The 17706-nt window shown below is 70.2% G+C and carries 14 protein-coding genes; 5 read left to right on the top strand and 9 right to left on the bottom strand.

The window, feature by feature from the left end; genetic code table 11:
* Positions 1–13: 13 nt before the first annotated feature.
* From ABT294_RS01180 to ABT294_RS01200, 5 genes are all read right to left on the bottom strand, one after another.
* Positions 14–436 carry a roadblock/LC7 domain-containing protein gene (locus tag ABT294_RS01180; protein WP_049575902.1) on the bottom strand — a complete coding sequence of 141 codons (423 nt, stop codon included), beginning with the start codon at positions 434–436 and terminating at the stop codon, positions 14–16.
* A 34-nt stretch (positions 437–470) separates the two neighbouring features.
* Positions 471–3275 carry a sensor histidine kinase gene (locus tag ABT294_RS01185; protein ID WP_350802666.1) on the bottom strand — a complete coding sequence of 935 codons (2805 nt, stop codon included), beginning with the start codon at positions 3273–3275 and terminating at the stop codon, positions 471–473.
* 171 nt (positions 3276–3446) lie between these two features.
* Positions 3447–5672 (bottom strand): [protein-PII] uridylyltransferase, encoded by a 2226-nt coding sequence (locus tag ABT294_RS01190; RefSeq protein WP_350802667.1) that lies wholly within the window; start codon positions 5670–5672, stop codon positions 3447–3449.
* Positions 5669–6007 carry a P-II family nitrogen regulator gene (locus ABT294_RS01195; protein ID WP_184945529.1) on the bottom strand — a complete coding sequence of 113 codons (339 nt, stop codon included), beginning with the start codon at positions 6005–6007 and terminating at the stop codon, positions 5669–5671. Before ABT294_RS01195 ends, ABT294_RS01190 begins: the two co-directional genes overlap by 4 nt.
* Positions 6004–7314 carry an ammonium transporter gene (locus ABT294_RS01200; RefSeq protein ID WP_350802668.1) on the bottom strand — a complete coding sequence of 437 codons (1311 nt, stop codon included), beginning with the start codon at positions 7312–7314 and terminating at the stop codon, positions 6004–6006. The genes ABT294_RS01195 and ABT294_RS01200 overlap by 4 nt, the downstream gene beginning before the upstream one ends.
* A 198-nt stretch (positions 7315–7512) precedes the next feature.
* On the opposite strand from ABT294_RS01200, the gene ABT294_RS01205 reads away from it, so the two are divergent.
* The gene (locus tag ABT294_RS01205) at positions 7513–8439 is read left to right on the top strand and encodes an ABC transporter substrate-binding protein (protein WP_350802669.1); all 927 of its coding nucleotides are present in this window, start codon (positions 7513–7515) and stop codon (positions 8437–8439) included.
* Between the two features lie 9 nt (positions 8440–8448).
* Here ABT294_RS01205 and ABT294_RS01210 read toward each other — a convergent pair whose 3' ends face one another.
* Positions 8449–9246 carry an alpha/beta fold hydrolase gene (locus ABT294_RS01210; protein ID WP_350802670.1) on the bottom strand — a complete coding sequence of 266 codons (798 nt, stop codon included), beginning with the start codon at positions 9244–9246 and terminating at the stop codon, positions 8449–8451.
* 81 nt (positions 9247–9327) lie between these two features.
* On the opposite strand from ABT294_RS01210, the gene ABT294_RS01215 reads away from it, so the two are divergent.
* Together ABT294_RS01215 and ABT294_RS01220 are read left to right on the top strand one after the other, a co-directional pair.
* The gene (locus tag ABT294_RS01215; RefSeq protein WP_350802671.1) at positions 9328–9897 is read left to right on the top strand and encodes a TetR/AcrR family transcriptional regulator; all 570 of its coding nucleotides are present in this window, start codon (positions 9328–9330) and stop codon (positions 9895–9897) included.
* A gap of 173 nt (positions 9898–10070) precedes the next feature.
* On the top strand, positions 10071–11915 hold the full coding sequence (locus ABT294_RS01220) for an ATP-binding protein (RefSeq protein ID WP_350802673.1): 1845 nt from the start codon (positions 10071–10073) through the stop codon (positions 11913–11915).
* 21 nt (positions 11916–11936) lie between these two features.
* Here ABT294_RS01220 and ABT294_RS01225 read toward each other — a convergent pair whose 3' ends face one another.
* On the bottom strand, positions 11937–12752 hold the full coding sequence (locus ABT294_RS01225) for a DUF4344 domain-containing metallopeptidase (protein ID WP_350802674.1): 816 nt from the start codon (positions 12750–12752) through the stop codon (positions 11937–11939).
* 210 nt (positions 12753–12962) lie between these two features.
* Here ABT294_RS01225 and ABT294_RS01230 point away from each other — a divergent pair, with 210 nt between their 5' ends.
* On the top strand, positions 12963–13961 hold the full coding sequence (locus ABT294_RS01230) for an MFS transporter (protein ID WP_350802675.1): 999 nt from the start codon (positions 12963–12965) through the stop codon (positions 13959–13961).
* Positions 13958–15784 carry a CASTOR/POLLUX-related putative ion channel gene (locus ABT294_RS01235; protein ID WP_350802677.1) on the top strand — a complete coding sequence of 609 codons (1827 nt, stop codon included), beginning with the start codon at positions 13958–13960 and terminating at the stop codon, positions 15782–15784. The genes ABT294_RS01230 and ABT294_RS01235 overlap by 4 nt, the downstream gene beginning before the upstream one ends.
* Here the strand turns inward: ABT294_RS01235 and ABT294_RS01240 are convergent.
* Positions 15781–16746 carry an MBL fold metallo-hydrolase gene (locus ABT294_RS01240; RefSeq protein ID WP_350802678.1) on the bottom strand — a complete coding sequence of 322 codons (966 nt, stop codon included), beginning with the start codon at positions 16744–16746 and terminating at the stop codon, positions 15781–15783. The genes ABT294_RS01235 and ABT294_RS01240 overlap by 4 nt on opposite strands.
* A gap of 146 nt (positions 16747–16892) precedes the next feature.
* Positions 16893–17642 (bottom strand): hypothetical protein, encoded by a 750-nt coding sequence (locus tag ABT294_RS01245; RefSeq protein ID WP_350802679.1) that lies wholly within the window; start codon positions 17640–17642, stop codon positions 16893–16895.
* Positions 17643–17706: the final 64 nt, after the last annotated feature.

The following is a 17706-nucleotide window of genomic DNA, read 5'->3' on the forward strand; positions in this document are numbered from 1 at the left end:
TTCCACCATTGCATCACCGCGTCCTGGCGGCCTGGAGCTCGGCGCGCAGAGCCGGCGTGAGGGCCTGCCCGGCCCTGTCGACCAGCAGCGTCATCTGGTACGCAACCAGCCCCATGTCGCAGTCGGGCCCAGCCAGCACGGTGAGCACGGAACCGTCGCTGATCGCCATCACGATGAGCAGGCCGCGCTGCATCTCGACCACGGTCTGTGACACCGAGCCGCCTTCGAACACGCGGGACGCGCCCACGGTCAGGCTCAGCAGCCCGGCGGAGACCGCGGCGAGCTGGTCGGCCCGGTCCGGCGGGAACCCCTCGGAAGCGGCCAGGCAGAGGCCGTCGGCCGAGACGACGACGGCATGCGCCACGCCGGGGGTGTTCCGCACGAAGTCGGTGATCAACCAGTCAAACCGGTGCGCCTCGTGGCTAAGGGTCGTCACGCGTCCTCCTTGATGGGACACGCAGGCCGCTCGCTCACTGTTGTTCCTCCTGTTCACGTACCTCCGCGCGACCCCGCCGCACGCCTTGCTGGTAACTGGCCATCCGGCGGCGCATCCGGTCGGGGGAGACCGGCGGCGTCGGGTCCTGCCGTTGCTGCTGCTGCGGCGCGGGCTGGCTGGCTGTACCTGGTACCAGGTTCGCTTTGGGCGTGCGTTTGGGGAGCCCGGCGGCGGTGGTGCCGCCGAGGCTCGGGTCGCTCGCGGCGGCCGCCGCCTGCCAACCGGCGTCAGCGGCGGTTCGCCACGCTTCCTCCCCAGAGCGTACGGCTTGCGCGGAGTCCTGCTCATCCCGATGGGACGAATCCGAGCCCTGCTCGCCTTGCGGCCTACGGAACCACGCCGACTCGACCGAGGCGAAGATCGGCAGGTACTCCTCCTGCTCCGCGTCCATCGGCGAGACCTCCACCGACGGGTGCGGGTCGGGCCTGCGCACCTCGTTCGTGTTGTACGGCGAGGACGCGGGCGCGGGCGGCGGCGCCTGGAACGGGCCCCGCGAGAAGTCGTTGCTCGGGAAGGACGGGAAGGAGCCGGTGCGCTCCGTGCTCGGGTACGAGGCGCCCGGGGGGCGCGGGGGGCTCTGAGGGCTCTGGGAAGTGGGCTGGCTCGGGTACGAGCCGCTGGGCGGGCTCGGGTAGGACGTGGGGCTCGGGTACGACGGGAAGGAGCCGGGGTCGAACGACGGCTGCCTGATGCTGCCGCCGTCCGTGTTGGCGGTGAACGGGCTCCTGGGCGCCGAGCCGGTGCTGTCGAAGGAGTCGAAACTGCCGAAGGAGTGGAACGAGCCGTTGCCGTTGCCGTTCTGCCCCGCGGGGACCATGCCGCCGCCGGCGCCGTAGGCCTGGCGCGGCTGCAGGGGCTGCTGTACCGCCTGAGGGAGCAGCGACGTCGGCAGCAGCACCATCGCGATCAGGCCGGCGCCGTCGCCCTTGCGGAGCTGGACCCGGATGCCGTGGCGCAGCGCCAGCCGGCCGACCACGAACAGGCCCATGCGGCGGGAGACCGACACGTCCACGACCGGCGGCTCGGCCAGGCGGCGGTTGGCCTCGGCCAGCTCCTCCTCGGTCATGCTGATGCCGGAGTCGGCCACCGACAGCAGCGCGCCGCCGCCCTCGACGAGGCTGCTGGAGACGACGACCTGGGCGCTGCTCGGCGAGAACTGGATGGCGTTCTCGACCAGCTCGGCCACCAGGTGGACGAGGTCGTTGGCGGCGCTGCCGAGCACGGATGTGGAACGGTGCACCTTGACCTGGACCCGCTCGTAGCCCTCGACCTCCGACAGCGCGGCCCGTACCACGTCGACCAGCTTGGCCGGCTGGCTGCGCCTGCGGGTGGCCTCGTGACCGGCCAGGACCAGGAGGTTCTCGGAGTTGCGCCGCATGCGGGTGGCCAGGTGGTCGAGCTTGAACAGGTCGGACAGCCGGCCGCCGTCCTGCTCGCCCTTCTCCAGGCCGTCGATCAGCGAGATCTGCCGCTCCACCAGCGTCTGCGTGCGGCGGGAGAGGTTGACGAACATCGCGCTGATGTTGCTGCGGAGCTCGGCCTCCTCGCCGGCGAGCCGCACGGCCTGGCGGTGGACCTGGTCGAACGCCTTGGCGACCTCCCCGATCTCGTCGTCGCCCTCGACCTCGATCGGACGCACCTCGGTCGAGACGTCGCCGGTCACGCGCAGCTTGCGGACCACGTCCGGCAGCCGGAATCCGGCGATCTCCAGGGCCTCCGTGCGCAGGCGGCGCAGCGGGGTGACCATCGAGCGGGCGATGGCCACGGTGAGGAGCAGGACGAGCAGCAGCAGCGCCAGGATCAGCACGCCCGCGATGACCGCGTTGCGCACCTCGGCGTCACGCAGTTCCTGGCTGCGCAGGTCCACCTTGTCCTTGAGCGTGGTCTCGACCGAGCGCAGCGCCTCGATGGTGGCGGTGTTGTCGTCGAACCACTCCTGGGGGCGGGGGATCAGGTCCGCCCTGAGCCTGGCGCCCGGGGCCCTGCCGCTGGCCAGCGTCACGGCGCGGGACTTCATCAGCTCGGTGCGGTAGTACTTGTCCAGGGTCAGCGCCTTGGACAGCTCCATGCCGACCTGCGCGCCGGCCTCCTGGCCGACGGAGGCGATCTCGGAGTGCTGCTCGGCGCTGGAGGCGATGAACCGCTCGACCTCCTTGGCGTCCACGCCGGACGCGTTGTAGGCGTTCATGAGCAGCTGGATGCGCTGGCGGGAGACCTGCTCCTTGGCCCGCGCCAGCGCGCCCATCGCGCGGAACTGGCCGATGATCTGCGGGTCGTCGCTGAGCAGGCTCAGCTCGTCGTGGACGCGCAGGAGGCTGTCGACCGGGGAGTCGTAACGCGAGGGGTCCTTCTGGCCCTCCTTGCGGACCCTGGGCAGCACCACGGTGAGGTCGGAGCGGGCGCGCTTGATGGCCTCCAGGACGCGCTCGCCGTACGACTCGTCCATCGCCGCCATGTCGTCCAGGACGGTCTTGACCAGCCGGTCGACGGCGGCCTTGCGCTCGTTGTACACCGCGCCGAGCTTCTTGCGCATCGCGGAGCTGGCGCCCATCCAGCCGCCGGTGTCACGCTCCAGCCCGATCGCCTGGACCAGGTCGCGGAGCCGGCCTGCCTCGGCGGCGGCGGCGGAGGTGCGGTCGTAGGCGCCGATGCTCTGGACCGAGGCCAGCACGCGCGCTCCCCCGAGCGCGACGCCGACGACGGTGGGAACCAGGATGAGCGCGGTGAGGCGCCACCGGACACGCCAGTTGCGCAGGCTGTACCGCGACAGCGGCCGCACTGGGCGGTCCCGCCTCGCGGCATGGCCGCTGTCGGAATTCCCCGTTGTCACTGCTACCGCTACCCCTCAATCCGCTGTCAAGCCGTCCCACAAGGTATCCGCAGCATCCGACGTATCAGGTCAAATCGGACACAATTGTTACAAATGTGACCGCTGGTCGTGTGCCGTTGGTTACCGCAGTGCAGCAAGCACCACGTCGCGGACCTGGGTCCGCTGAGCGTCGTCGCTGAGGGGGCGTCCGGCGCGGTCAACCACATAGAAGACGTCCACCGCCTCCGCGCCGAGAGTCTCCACTCGGGCGGCTCGTACGTCAAGACCGCACTCACCGAAAGCGCGTCCAATGCGCCACAGGAGTCCCGGCCTGTCATGGGCCCTGACTTCGACCACCGTGGCCGTCTCGGAAGCGTCGTCGACCAAGGTCACACGCGGTGGCGCCACGGGCACCCGAGCAGGCCTCATCGACCTGGTACGGCGGGCCAGCCGCTGCTCGATGTCAAGGCGTCCAGCAAGGACGAGCCGGAGGTCCGCCTCCAGGGTCGCGGGGTCGGGCGGCGACCCGTACTCCGGGATCACCGAGAACTCGATCACGGCCGTGGACCCGGCCGAGGCGGCCGAGGCGGAGCGGACCACGAGCCGGTGCGCCGCCAGCACGCCCGCCGCGCTCCACAGCAGCCCCACCCGGTCGTGCGCGACGACCGTGACCGCTCCCCCGTTCACCCGGATCGCGCCCCCGCCGTGCCTGGCCAGCGCGGCCTGCTCGGCCGACAGATGGGGCGCCTTGGGCGGCGGTGAGCCCGACAGCACCGAGCGCACCCGCCGCACCAGGTCGGCCACCAGCCCGGCCTTCCAGGCGTTCCAGGCGGCGGGCCCGGTGGCGTGGCCGTCGGCGATGGCCAGCGGGGCGAGCAGGTCGAGCACCTCGCGGGAGCCGACCGTGCCCGCGACCTTCTCGATGGTGACCGGGTCGTCGAGGTCGCGACGGGTGGCGGTCTCGGGCAGCAGCAGGTGGTGGCGGACGACGGTGGCGAGCGTGTCGACGTCCTGCGGGGGCAGGCCGATGCGGGCGGCGATGTCGCGGACGACGACCTCGCCGGTCGCCGAGTGGTCGCCGGGCCAGCCCTTGCCGACGTCGTGCAGCAGCGCCGCGATCAACAGCAGGTCCGGGCGGGACACGTCGCGGGTGTGGCTCGCGGCGTTGGCCGCCGCCTCGATCAGGTGCCTGTCGACGGTGAAGCGGTGGATCGGGTTGCGCTGCGGACGATGCCGCACCCGCTCCCAGTCAGGAAGCAGCTTGACAAGGATGCCCGCCTGGTCGAGCTCCTCCCACACCGGGACGGCGGCCCGTCCCGCGCCCAGGATGGAGACCAGCGCGTCGCGCGCCTCCTCCGGCCACGGCACCGGCATCGGAGGCGACTGAGCAGCCAGGACGGACACCGTGGCGGGCGCGAGCGGCAGCCCGGAGTCGGCCGCGGCGGCGGCCGCCCGCAGCACCAGCACCGGGTCCTTGCGCGGGTTCGCGCCCCTGGCGAGCACCACCTCCCCGCCGTGCTCGACCACCCCGTCGGCCAGCGGACGGCGGCCCCGGGGAGCCGGGCCTGACACCAGCCTGTCAACCGTGCGCCAGGTCGCGTCGAAGGCGTGTGAGATCGTCCGGCCCGCCTCGGCGAGCCTGCGCATCAGCGCCTCGGCGTCGAGCAGGCCGAGCAGCCCGGCGACGGCGTCCTGCTCCTGCAGCACCAGCCTGTCGCTGCCGCGGGCCGTGACGACATGCAGGGCGTGCCGCACGTCCAGGACGAACTCGTGGGCCTCGCGGGCGCGCGGGCCCGGCGCGGACGCCACCCACGCCGCCGCGACCGCCTGCATGGCCTGGACGTCACGCAGCCCGCCCCGGCCGTCCTTGAGGTCGGGTTCCAGGAGGAAGGCCAGCTCGCCGCTGACCTGGGCACGCTGGTCGGCCGCCTCGCGCAGCTCCCCCAGCCTGCGCCGGGAGTCGGCCCGCCACTCGGCGAGCACCGCCTCCCTGGCCTTCCTGGTCAGGTCGGGGTCACCGGCGATGTGCCTGGCCTGGATGAGGCCGAGCACCGCCTTGAGGTCGTCGCGGGCCACCGCCACGGCCTCCTCCACGGTTCGCACCGAGTGGTCGAGGCCGACGGCGGAGTCCCAGATCGGGTACCAGATACGGTCGGCGATCCTGGCCACGTCGCGGCGGCCGCTGTGCAGCAGGACCAGGTCGAGGTCGCTGCCCGGAGCCAGTTCGCCCCGGCCGAGGCTGCCGACGGCGACCAGCGAGACCTGGCCGCCGTCGTTCGCCGTCCGGAAGAGATCCTTGAGCCAGCGGTCGGTGTCCGCGGCCCGCTCCTTGCGGGCCGCGGCGAAGGAGCGCGCCTCTCCCCTCACAGGGCCTCAGGACCGCGCTCTCCCGTACGGACCCGGATCACCGTGTCGACGGGGACGGACCAGACCTTGCCATCACCGATCTTCCCGGTCTGGGCGGCCTTCACGATGACGTCGATCACGTCCTCGGCGTCGTCCTCCTCGGCCAGGACCTCCAGCCGAACCTTGGGCACCAGGTCCACCTGGTACTCCGCGCCGCGGTACACCTCGGTGTGACCGCGCTGGCGGCCGTAGCCGCTCGCCTCGCTGACCGTCATGCCCTTGACGCCGAACTGCTCCAGGGCCGCCTTGACGTCATCGAGCTTGAAGGGCTTGATGACGGCCGTGATCAGCCTCATGCTTCCACCTTCTTCTGGGCCGGAGTGAGGGGACCGTTAGGGGAGGTCACGCCGGAAGCGTAGACCGTGCCGAGGTCGTAGCCGGTCTCGGCGTGCGCGGTGACGTCGATGCCGGTGACCTCTTCCTCGACCGGGATGCGGAAGCCCATCGTCTTGTCGATGACCTTGCCGATCACCCAGGTCACGATGAACGAGTAGCCGCCGACGGCGATCGGGCCGAGCACCTGCAGGCCGAGCTGGGTGAGGCCCCCGCCGTAGAGCAGGCCCTTGTTCTGCTGCGGCAGGAAGGGGTAGACGGCCAGGAAGCCGAGCGAGACCGCGCCGATGACGCCGCCGACCAGGTGGACGCCGACCACGTCGAGGGAGTCGTCGAAGCCCAGCTTGTACTTCAGGCCCACGGCGTAGGCGCAGACCGCGCCCGCGACCAGGCCGATCAGCATCGCGGCCCACGGGTCGACGAAGCCACACGCGGGGGTGATGGCGACCAGGCCGGCGACCGCGCCGGAGGCGACGCCGAGGCTGGTGGCGTGCCCGTCGCGCAGCTTCTCCACCACGAGCCAGGCGCCCGCGGCCACCGCGGTGGCGATCTGGGTGTTCATGAACGCCAGCGCCGCCGTGCCGTCGACCGCCAGCTCGGAGCCGGCGTTGAAGCCGAACCAGCCGAACCACAGCAGGCCCGCGCCGAGCAGGACCAGCGTCAGGTTGTGCGGACGCATCGGCTCCTTGCGCCAGCCGTGCCGCTTGCCGATCACCAGGGCCAGGGCCAGCGCGGCGGCGCCGGCGTTGATGTGGACCACCGTGCCTCCGGCGAAGTCCTCGATGCCGAGGGCGTTCAGCCAGCCGGTGCCCCACACCCAGTGCGCCACGGGGAAGTAGACGATCGTCGCCCAGACGAAGGTGAACAGCACCCAGGCGCCGAACTTCGCCCGGTCGGCGATCGCGCCGCTGATCAGGGCCACGGTGATGATGGCGAACGTCAGCTGGAAGGCCGAGAAGACCAGGCTGGGCATCCCGGTGCCGTCGTCCTTGGTGGCGGTGTTCACCAGGCTCTGCAGGCCGATGTGGTCGAGCCCGCCCACGAAGTTGTTCAGCCACGCCATGCCGTTGTCGCTGAAGGCCAGCGAGTGCCCGAAGAGCACCCAGGCGATGGTGACCGTGATGATGGCGACGAACGACATCATCATCATGTTCAGGACACTCTTGGCCCTGGTCATGCCCCCGTAGAAGAACGCGAGTCCCGGTGTCATCAGCAGCACCAACGCGGTTGCCGCAAGCATCCAGGCTGTCGTGCCGCTATCGATCTTCACGACGCGACCCTCCTTACATGTGACGTGTGGCCACAGCGTGTTCGCCCGCGGTTTCGTGGCTCGACCGGGTGTGTTTCACATGCGTGAATCTCGCCACAGTGGTGTTTCGCCCGTGTTTCGGACCACTCACACCCCGCATTGCGGACGTGAGCGGCGCTAGGCTTAGGGTTGCCTAACCTAATAGATCAAGGAAGTTTCATGCGCCTGCGCCTGGCCGTCGCCGCCGTGCTGCCCCTCCTCGCCCTCGCCGCCTGCGGCACCTCCACCTCCTCCCAGGAGGCAGGCCCCACCCGGACCGTCAAGCACGCCATGGGCGAGACGAAGGTGCCGGAGTCCCCCAAGAGGGTCGTGGTGCTCGACACCGACAAGCTCGACACGATGGTCTCCCTCGGCCTCGCCCCCGTCGGCGCGGCGCAGGCGACGGAGAGCCAGGCGTGGCCCAAGTACCTGGGCTCCGCGCTGTCAGCGACGAAGGCGGTGGGCACCCTCCAGCAGCCCAACCTCGAAGCGATCATGGCGCTCAAGCCGGACCTGATCCTCGGCACCAAGTTCCGCCAGGCCGCCTTCTACGACAAGCTCAGCAAGATCGCGCCGACGGTGTTCACGGAGAAGGTCGGCGTCACCTGGAAGGAGAACTTCCTCCTGGACGCGACGGCGCTGGGCAAGAAGGACCAGGCCGACCAGCTCCTTTCTGCCTACGAGAAGCGGGCCAAGGAGGTAGGGGCCAGGTTCTCCGCGCTGAAGGTGAGCATCGTGCGGTTCATGCCGACCGAGATCCGGATGTACGGGCCCGAGTCCTTCAGCGGCATCGTGGTGGGCGACGCGGGAATCCCCCGGCCTGAGGCGCAGCAGCTCGCCGCGCAGCAGGACAAGCGCTTCGGCAAGCTGAGCCAGGAGAACATCGCGCAGGCCGACGGTGACGCGATCTTCTACACCGCGTACGGGGAGGCCGCGGCGAAGAGCCAGGCGGCGGTGACCGGCGGGCCGCTGTGGAAGAACCTCGCCGCGGTCAAGGCGGGTCACGTCCACAACGTCGACGACGAGGTCTGGATGCTGGGCATCGGGGTCACCGCCGCGGGCAAGATCCTCGACGACCTGGACAGGTACCTCACCCCGCTCGTCTGACCCCTCGGGTCAGCCCCAGAAGCGGCGCAGGTGCGGCACCAGCTCGCCCGCGCGCTCGTCGGGGAAGAAGAGCCTGCCCCCCTCGATCTCCACCACCTCCTTGACACCGGGGATCGTGTCGCGCAGCCAGTACGCCCAGCTGACGTCGAAGAAGACGTCGCCCGTCCCCCACACGACCAGGGTCGGCACGGTCAGCTCGGCGAGCTGCGGCTCGATGGCGACCATGTCCTCGGCGTCGATGGAGGTCAGCAGGCGCTCGAACGCCTGCCCGCCGCCGGGCTTGTCCAGGATCGGCCGCAGGTAGTGGTCCACCAGGTCCGCCGGGTCCTCGATGCGTTCGTAGCCGTCGCCGAACGCGGTGTGGACCAGCAGTTCCGGCTGCTCGAGCGCGACGGCCGTCAGCGCGGCCAGCTCCCCGCCGGCCGCCAACTCGACCGTGGGCTTGAACGCGTCGGGCGGGGTGTTGGTGTGCACGTCGCAGTTGGTGAGCGTGAGCGAGCGCAGCCGTTCCGGGTGCCGCACCGCGAAGACCTGCGCGACCGCGCCGCCGGTGTCGTTGGCGACGAGGTCCACCTGGTCCAGGCCGAGCCCGGCGCAGAGCTCCTCGACCGCCCCGGCGAGCGCGGGGATGGACAGGTCGTCACGCGACGCGCTGCCGCCGTGCAGGGGCAGGTCGATGGCGACGCACCGGCGCTCGTCCCGGAACTCGGCGATGACGTTGCGCCACAGGTACGAGCTGGTGCCGACGCCGTGCACGAACAGGCTGACGGGCCCGTCGCCGACGTCCACGTAGGAGATGCCGTCCATGGGTGCTTGCCTCCAGAATTACAAACCGACTGTCGGTCTACGAAATTACCGACTGACTGTCGGTTTGTCTACAGTGGACGCATGAACCTCAAGGCGGAACGCGGCGCGGCCACCCGCGACCAGCTCCTCGCGATCGCCACGCGGCTGTTCGCCGAGCACGGCTACGAGGGCACCTCCATCGAGGCGGTCCTGCAAGAGTCGGGGCTCAGCCGAGGGGCCCTCTACCACCACTACGCGGGCAAGGACGCCCTGTTCGAGGCGGTGCTTGAGGCCACGGAGGCGGCGATCATGGCCCGGATCGTGCAGGCGGTCGAGGGCATCGGCGAGCCGGCGGAGATGTTGAAGGCGGGCACGCTGGCCTGGGTACGGCTGGCCGGAGACCCGGTGATCCAGCGCATCGTGCTGATCGACGCCCCCTCGGTGATCGGCTGGGAGCGCTGGCGGGCCTTGGAGGAGCGCTACTCCTTCGGCATGATCAAGGGAGCACTGGAGGCGACGGGCGCGATCCCCGCCGCCTACCTGGACCTCCACGCGCACATGCTGCTCGCCGCGATCAACGAGAGCGCCCTGCTGGTGGCCAGGGGCCGCGACCAGGCCACGGCGGAGGCGGCCATGGAGGAGTTCCTGCGACGCCTGCTCAGCCAGGGCTGACGCGGCGGCCCCGACCGGCCAGGTCGGATGCCACGTGGGCGCGTCGACGGGGCGTCGATGCTTCGTCTATGAGATGTCTACCGGCCACCATCACCATGGCCTCCGTTCAGATCGGAACCGTTGGGGGGTCAACGATGAGGCCGATACGTTTCGGCGTGTTAGGGACTGTTGAGGTGTGGCGTGGGGATGATCGCCTGGACGTGGGCACGCCACGCAACAGGGAGGTGCTCGCGCGGCTGCTGCTGTCGCCGGGGAGGGTCATTCCCGTCCACCGGCTGATAGCCGATCTCTGGGAGGGTTGCCCGCCGCCCCAGGCGCTGTCGTCGTTACGCACGTTCGTCTGCCGGGTACGGCGCGTGGTCGAGCCACCCGCCCATGAGCACGGCCGGCCGTCCGTGCTGATCACCGAGCCGCTCGGGTACGTCCTGCGCGTGGACGAGGCGGCCCTCGACTCGGCCCGGTTCGAGCGGCTGCTGCGGCAGGCGAGGGAGGCCGCCGATCCGAGTACCGTCCTCGGCCTGGTCGACGAAGCCCTCGGCCTGTGGCGCGGTCCTGCCTACGCCGAGTTCGCGCACGCCCTGTGGGCGAAGGGAGAGGTGGCCAGACTGCAGGAACTGCAGCTCGGCGCGACGGAGCACAGACTCGGCACCCTGCTGACGCTGGGGCGGCACGGCGAAGCCGTACCCGAACTGGAAGCGCACGCGCGCGCCCATCCGACCCGTGAGGAGGGCTGGCGGCTGCTCGCTCTGGGCCTGTACCGCTCGTCCAGGCAAGGCGACGCCCTTGCCGCGCTGCGCGACGCCCGTCGCTACCTTGCCGAGGAGCTGGGCGTCGATCCCGGCTCCGAGCTGCGGAAACTCGAGGCGGACATCCTCTCGCAGACCGCCGAGCTCGATCTGCCGGCGGCACCGGTGGCGATCAGGAAGCCGGTCGCGCGCCTGCGCTGCCTCGGCCGGGACGATCTGCTCGCGACCGCCGGAGCGGCGATGGCCGCCGCGGAGTCCGGCAGCGGCGGCAGCATGGTCTTCGACGGCGAGCCCGGCGTCGGCAGGACCCAGTTGCTGCGAGGGGTCGAGGCCCTGGCCGACATGCGCGGCTTCCAGGTGGCGTGGGCGCAGGCGCACCCGCTTGAGCGCGAGTACGACTACGGCGTGGCCCGGCAGGTCTTCGAACCGATCCTGTACTCCATGCCGGAGAAGGAGCGACACGAACTGCTCCGCGGGACGGTGGAGCCCGCGGCCGACATCGTCTGGCACAACCGGCCGTCGTCGGGCGGTCCCGACGGGCTGCACGCGCTCTACCGGCTCGCCGTGCGACTCGCGGAGCGCGCGCCGCTGCTGATCGCCATCGACGATCTGCAGTGGTGCGACCCCGGCTCGTTGCGCTGGCTGGCCTACCTGGCCAGGCGCATCGAGGAGGTACCCCTCGTGGTCGCCGCGACCAGGGCGACGGGTGTCCCGGCCGGCGACGATCAGCTGCTTGAGTCACTCTGCTCGCTCTTCACTCCGGTGCGCCTGGGCGGTCTGCCCGCCGAGGCGGCCTCGGCCCTCGCCGCCGAGGTGTTCGGCGCGGAACCGGAGCCCGCGTTCCTCGCCTCCTGCCTGCACGAAACGGGCGGCAACACGTTTCTGCTGGCCGAGCACGTGAAGGCGCAGGCCACGGGGACGCGGTCCACCTCCATCGCGCGGTGGGTGGCCGGCCACCTGCGTCACGCGGGTCCCGGGGCCGCCACGCTGGCCAGGGCGGTCGCGACGCTCGGCCACGGGGCCGAGTTCCACGTGGTGGCCGACCTGGCCGGACTGGCGGACAGCCAGGCGGCCGCCGCTCTGTCGGCGCTGGTCGGCATGGGGATCCTGCGTGACGGGTCGCCGCTGCGGTTCACCCAGCCCGTCGTGCGGCAGGCCGTGCTCGATGGGGTGCCGGCCAGTGTCCCGCTGTTCGCCCTGACCTCGATCGTCACCCCGGAACCTCCCGGCTCTCCGGTGCGCTCGGGCGTGCCGGGGCCGGTCGGCGGCTGACGCGACGGTGTCGCCGACGGCTCAGCCCTTGATGTGCGGCTCCAGCAGCTTCGACCAGGCGTTGGAGAGCTTCTCGTACTCGCCGGGGCACCTGTCGGCCCGGTCCTCCGGCAGCCCGTCCGGCCCGACCCAGTCGGCGTAGGCCTTGGGATCGGAGCCGTAGATCCAGCACATGTAGTTGAACGCGCGCTGCTCGTCCATCGAGTGCTCGTCATAGAAGGGGAGCTTGGCCCGGTCCTGGTCGTTGGCCGAGTCGAAGTAGTAGTTGATCGTCTGGACGCTCGCGGAGTCGTCCTCGCCCTGGGCCATGAGGAAGGCCGACAACTGGTCGGCCGCGTCGTCCTCCTTGCCCAGGGCGGGGAGGTCGTAGATGTCGATCACGGCGTGGCCGAGCTCGTGGAACAGCGTGTCGACGAGGTTGGCCTGGCCGTGCTGGGTGTTCTCCTCCTCGGTCTCGGCCTTGTCCTTGTAGCGGGTGAAGCCGTCGACCACGAGCTCGTAGCACATGGTGATCTTCTTGTCGTCCGGGCTGTAGTAGGCGTTCACCTGGTCGCACTGCTCACCGGCCAGCGTGACGTCGTGCGGCAGGATGAGCATCTCGTTGAGGCTGCTGGCGAAGCCTTCGAGGGCCTTGCCCGACTGCAGCAGCTCCAGCCCCTCGGCGGCGACGTCGGTCGTCGCCTTCCCGTACTCGGCGACGAACTTCCCCGCGGCCTTGGGGGCGTCCGACGCGGCCGCGGCCGGTTTCTGTGCCGGCGTGTCCGCGCTTCCGCAAGCGGACAGCGTGGTGGCGAGGAGCAGTGCCCCGGCGCCCGTCGTGAGCCGATTCCACTTCATCAGAGGTCTCCAGGTCGAACATTTGCTGACCCCTGGATCCTGAAGTCACGATCTTGATGATCGATGGACGGACGGTCTCCGAGGTCCGCCAGGCGGAGATCGACGACGGGCACGTCCAGCGGATCGCCGAACGCGAGCGAGCCTGGGCGGTTATATCCGTTAATGTCCTGTCAATCGGGTGTCGACGGCGACGATCCAGGCTCTCCGGTCATGACCACTCAGCCTTATCCGCAACAGCGGCCCCATGCTCGTCCAGCGCACGAGCAAACCGGCACGACCGAGCACCTCGCCCCTCCTCCCAGCGCGGAGCCCACGGAGGCGAAGTCGGACCGCGGCAGCGTCCTGGAGCTCCTCGAGAAGATCGGCTCGGTTGCCCTTCCGCTGGCCGTCGCTCTCTACGCGGTCCTCTACATCGGTCTGCAGAACGTCTACTACGTCTTCGGCATCACGCCCGAGCAGGCGGGCCTCGACCAGGCGACGATCTTCGCCCGGCTCATCGGCACCCTGGTGACGGTCCTGCTCGGGCTGATCCCGCTCGTGGGAGCGATCGTGGGCTTCGGCTGGCTCGTCAACCTCGTCCTGAGGGGCCGAGCCGGCCGCGCGGTCGACAGGCTCAGGGAGAAGCCCTGGCTCGCGGCCGTGATCGGCGCTCTCGCCTCCAGCCTGGCCTACTGGGGGTATCTCAAGGTCGTCCAGGGCGTCTCGGCCAGGGCCGCGCTCTTCACGGCTCTGGGCGTCGTCGTCTTCGGCCTGCTGGTGCCCTACCGGCTGCTGCGGCGACGCCCCTCCGGCAGAGCGGGGATGAAGGTGCTCACCGGCGCGCTCGTCGGCCTGGGCCTCGGCTTCCTGCTGGCCGGTCAGATGGTCCAGGGCGCGCTGGACATCTACGAGAACGGCAACGGCAACTACGTGCTCGATCTCGTCGGAGTGAAGAACCAGTGGGCCACCGTGCAGGACGGCGACGGCAAGCCGCTCGACAAGGAGCGTGAAGGAGACCGGATGATGCTGCTCGGCGAGGAGGACGGAACCTACGTCTTCTACGACTGCGGCATGGCGGAGACGATCCGCCGTCCCGTCGAGGCCACCACGCTCAACTCCATCGAGCTCGACCCCGACTTCACCGAAGGCGGCACGCAGAAGCCCGTCAAATGTGGTTACGCCCTGCCCGAGGCCGAGCAGCCCCACGAGGACGAGGCTGAGCAACCATGACCAGAGAGCGCTTGCGCTATTGGTTCGACAACACCATGTCCAAGGGCACACCCGCCCTCATCGGCTGGCTCGCCGTCGTCTCGCTGATCCTGGTCCTCGTGGTGACCACCATGGCGTGGCCGTTCGCCGAGTCCGGCGCGGACGGGCACACCTGGTGGGGCGTCGCCTGGATGAGCCTGCTGCGCACCCTGGATCCAGGCACGATGGGGGGCGACGACGGCAATCCGATCTTCGTCCTCATGATGCTGGTCGTGACGATCGGCGGCCTGTTCGTCGTGAGCGCCCTGGTCGGCGTCCTCAGCGCCGGTCTGGACAGCAAGCTCGAAGACCTGCGCAAGGGCCGCTCCCGGGTGGTCGAGCAGGGCCACACGATCATCCTCGGCTGGTCCGAGGAGATCTTCGCCATCGTCGCCGAGCTTATCAAGGCGAAGGAGAGTGAGCGGCGCGCCGTCGTGGCCGTGCTGGCCGACAAGGACAAGGTCGAGATGGAGGAGCAACTGCGCGCCAGACTGGGTGACACCGGCCGGGCACGCGTCGTCTGCCGCTCCGGCGACCCGGCGGAACAATCCGCTCTGCACCTGGTCAGCCCGGACGCCGCCGCCTCCGTCCTGGTGTTGCCCACCGATGACGCCGAGCTCATCAGGATCATGCTGGCGCTCAGCAGCAGGACATGGAGCGGCGTGCGGCCTCCCGTCGTGGCCGCCGTCTCGGACAGCGACAATCTGGCAGCCGCCCGCCTCGCGGGCGGCCCGCACGCCGAGGTGATCGACTCTCAGGACATCGCGGCACGGCTCGTCGTGCAGTCGTGCCGCCAGTCAGGGCTGTCGGCGGTCTACAGCGACCTGCTCGACTTCGACGGCGACGAGATCTACATGCGCAGTGAGCCCGTGCTCGTCGGCAGGATGTACGGCGAAGCGCTGTTCGCCTACGAGAGCGCCACGCTGATCGGGCTGCGAACGAACGACGGCCAGGTGATCGTCAACCCGCCGAGCGACACGGTGATCCGGCAGGGCGATCTGTTGATCCTCATCGCGCCGGACGACTCGATGATCAGGCTGGCCGGCGCCGCTCCCGCGGTCGTGCCGGAAGCGATCTGCGGTCCGCGGGCCGCGCGGAGGCAGGCGTCCAGGACGTTGATCCTCGGCACCAACAGCCGCAGGCATCGCATCCTGCGCGAGCTCGCCCCCTACCTGCCGCCGGGCTCAGAGATCCATCTCGCGGGCGCGCCCGCCGACGCGGTTCCCCTTCCGGCCGGGGTGCTCGTCAGCGCCAAGGAGTGCGACACCACCAGCGGCGCCGCGCTCAAGGCCTTGGACGTGTCCGGTTACGACCACACGATCGTCCTGTCCGACGAGGCCTACGACGTGCAGAAGGCCGACGCGCGCACGCTCATGACGCTGCTGCATCTGCGCGACATGCGCTCAGGGGGCACGATCGTCAGCGAGATGAACGACGAGCGGAACCGCCACCTCGCCGAGGTGGCCAGGGCCGACGATTTCGTGGTCGGCGGCAAGCTGGTCAGCCTGCTGCTCACCCAACTGGCCGAGAACAGGCACCTCGCGCAGGTCTTCGACCAGCTGTTCTCCCACCAGGGGTCGGAGATCTACCTCAAACCCGCCGAGGACTACATCCGGGTCGGCGCTCCCGCGACGTTCGCGACCGTGCTGGAGGCGGCCAGGCGACGCGGCGAGACGGCCATCGGCTACCGGCTGGCGGCCGGCTCCGCTCGGGCGCCCGGCTACGGCGTCGCGCTCAACCCGGACAAGTCCCTGTCGCTGCGATTCGGGCCGGGCGATCGGGTGATCGTGCTCTCGGAGGACTAGCGGCCGGACTGGTGCTGCTCGGGCAGGCGGCTCTGCGGGTGCACCCACAACAGGATGTTGTCCGGCCGTGCGGACCCGAGCCGCCGGAAGAACTCGAGGATCTCCCGATCCGAGTGACGCAGGCTGAAGTGGGTCAGGACGAAGAGAGTCTCCGGGTGCGCCTCGACCACGGGCCTGAGCCTGCTCCAGACCGTGTGCCCGACCCGGTCCGCGCGGTCCAGCTCGGCGTCGTCGAGAAAGGTGCACTCGGTGATGACGACCGGGTACTCGAAGAGCCACGGGTTCCGCTCGAACACGTTGACATGCGTGTCGCCGAGGAAGGCGAACAGCGGCCGCCGGACCGCGTCGTCGACCTCGGCCCCCTCCTTGCGCTTCCGCGCCATGATCCGGCCGAACTCCCCGCCCCGGCCCTCCCGCGCCAGGGACCGGCGTAGCTCCTCGAACTCCGGCCGCAGGACCTTGCGCCGCTCCGAGAAGGCGTACCCCACGCAGGGCACCTTGTGCTCGCACTCCACCACCCGCACGTGGTGTCCCCGACGTCCGAAGACGAACTCGTCGTCGTGTCGCACGCCGTGCAGGCGGTAGCCGCCCGCGAGGGCGGGGTCGAACCCCGGCCCGTGGTTCAGCTCGGCGGACGCGCGCAGGTAGGACTCCACGTACGGCACCGCCGCGGCGGGCAGGAAGACGTCCGCACCCTGGGCGGCCAGGAAGTCGAGGTCCTTGGAGTGGTCGTGGTGGGTGTGGGTCAGGAAGACCGTGTCCACCTGCCGCCCTTCGCACAGCCCCGCGTCGAGGCTGCAACGCAGCTCGGGGAGGTGGAAGAAGGTCTTGTCGTTGGCGCGGGAGTAGCCGGTGAGGGTCAGCTCGGCGCCGGGTATCCGCCATGTCTTCCACTGCCGGAACGGATGCCCGCGCTCCAGCGGCTCGGGATGTTCGGCCCGTCGTTCCGGCGCCTGCGTCATCGGGTGCGCCCCCTCGAAGAGCCCTCGTGTTCCTGGCGCCGTGATCAGGCGTCCGCCGATCGTAGCGGCCCACATTCCACGCGCACGAGGAGTTTTCCGCCGGGCCCCGGCCCCACCCGCGGGCGGGTACGGCCGGGGCCGCGCCGCTACCTGTTGAGCGGATCCAGCTTGAGGTCGCCCTTCCACCGGGGGTTCGGCTTGCTGTAATCGGCGAAGCGATAGGTGTGGCTGCCGCCCCACGTGCCCTCGATGAGACGCCAGTCGCCCTCCGTCTTGATGCCGAGCTCGTGGCGCATCGGCGGCTTCGGCGGGATGGCGTTGGGGTTGTAGTTCTCCCGGATCGGGACCTTGAGGTCGCCCCGCTCGGCGATCAGGAGGCGGTAGACGAACCTGTCGCCCGAGCTGGTGGTGAACACCAGGGTGCCGTCCTCGTTGAAGACGGCGCCGTCGCGGTCGGCCACCTCGCTCTCGGGGATGTCCACGTACGGACCGTTGACCCCGTCGTCGTCGGCCGCGTCGGCGTCGCCGTCGCCGTCGAGGTCGCAGTCATCGCATTCGAGACCGTCGGCGTTGTAGTTGAGTTTCTCCTGGACCAGGATGGCGTGGTACTTGATGAGGCGCATGTCGTCGTTGGTCAACTGCGCCCACTCGCTGGCGAGGGCGTCGTTGACGAAGGCGGTGAGCTCCTGCTGGTTCTTGATGTCCCGCTTGAACTTGTCGATGATCGCCTTGATCACCTCCTTCAGCACCCGCTTCGCGAGGACGGGAACGATCATCCGCTGCTGGGCGGAGACGGACTGGGTCGCAACGGTGGCCGCCTGCGCGGGCGGCGGGACGAGCACGAGGCTCGATACGGTGGCGATGCCGGCGACGGCGCCGGCGAGTCGTGTCTTCATGGACGCCGATCCTGTGCCACCGCGATAGACAGCTGATGTCTGTACTGCCGACGCCCCGTCCCGA

The organism is Nonomuraea sp. NPDC000554 (assembly GCF_040300065.1).
Taxonomy (GTDB): domain Bacteria; phylum Actinomycetota; class Actinomycetes; order Streptosporangiales; family Streptosporangiaceae; genus Nonomuraea.